Source organism: Galactobacter valiniphilus (assembly GCF_003575975.1).
In the GTDB taxonomy this organism is placed as follows: domain Bacteria; phylum Actinomycetota; class Actinomycetes; order Actinomycetales; family Micrococcaceae; genus Galactobacter; species Galactobacter valiniphilus.
The window spans coordinates 1-1,181 of sequence record NZ_QQXK01000071.1 but is presented as its reverse complement, the minus strand read 5'-3'; the positions used below and the strand labels follow the sequence as shown (position 1 = coordinate 1,181).

The window sequence follows — 1,181 nt, the reverse complement described above, 5'->3', positions numbered from 1 at the left end:
CGGCGGACTGCGACCAAGGCCGTGAGACGGGGCGCGCCACCGGGGGCACTCGGAGGTTGCAAAAGTGAGCGCACGCCACCTGATGCACCCCCCTCTCGCCAATACTTGCTTTGGACTGCAGAGCGGCACAGTCACAGCCCACCCCGGGGAGATCCCCGAAAGCTCGCTCCACCCTGTGCCCCTGGAGCCCCGATGTAGCACCACCGGCCAGTCATCATGTGGCGCCAGCACACCAGTATGTTGCATGCAACATACTGGTGTGCCATATTTATCCTGTGAGCGACGCTAACTTCTCCGTAGACCGAGCCGTGTGCTTCTCCCTCTACTCGGCCACCAACACCATGCTGGCCACCTACCGCGCGTTGCTTGCACCGTTCGGTCTGACCTATCAGCAGTACCTGGTGATCCAACTTCTCTCCGAAGAGAAGGCAATGACCGTCGGCGCGTTAGCCGACCGGCTTGTCCTGGAAGCGTCTGCGGCTTCCGGGCTGGTGCGACGCCTAGTTGAGGCGGGCATCTTGACCAAGGACCGCGGGGCGCACGACCAGCGCGTGGTCACAGTTGTTCTTACAGAACGCGGGTTGCAGCTCGAGTCCGAGCTCACCTCCGTGGCTCCCTGCTTTGCTGCCAGCACGGGGCTAAGCATCGATGCCGCCGACCTGCTCATCGAAGAACTCACCACCTTGCGTGGGTCACTCGAGGACGCACGCCTCATCCACGACTAGCCGCACCACGCATTCATGGCCTGGCTCGCCAACACCATCGAAAGGAACCTCCAAATGCAGACCCTCTACACCACCGAAGCCCTCGCCACTGGCGCTGGCCGAGACGGACACGTCTCAATTTTCGAGTCACCACTCGAGTTCGACCTGGCCATCCCAGTCGCCATGGGCGGTAGCGGCAAGGGCTCCAACCCCGAGCAGCTATTCGCCGCCGGATATGCCGCCTGCTTCCATTCAGCCCTCCAGATGGTGGCTCGCCAGCAGAAGGTGCGTATCGAAGGCTCCAGCGTGGGTGCGGCAGTCAGTATCGGCTCCACCAACACCGGTGGCTTTGAACTGGCTGTGCGTCTCGAGGTTGTCATTCCCAATCTGGATCACGAGAGCGCAGTCGCACTCGCGAACGCCGCCCACAACGTTTGCCCCTACTCCAATGCAACACGGGGCAACATCGACGTCACC

2 protein-coding genes are annotated in these 1,181 nt (G+C 62.2%); both read left to right on the top strand.

Going from position 1 to position 1,181, the window contains the following annotated elements; translation table 11 throughout:
• The first annotated feature begins 275 nt into the window (after positions 1-275).
• On the top strand, positions 276-725 hold the full coding sequence (locus tag DWB68_RS15755) for a MarR family winged helix-turn-helix transcriptional regulator (protein ID WP_147391723.1): 450 nt from the start codon (positions 276-278) through the stop codon (positions 723-725).
• A 54-nt stretch (positions 726-779) separates the two neighbouring features.
• On the top strand, positions 780-1,181 hold a 402-nt coding region (locus DWB68_RS15750), incomplete at its 3' end, for an organic hydroperoxide resistance protein (protein ID WP_147391722.1).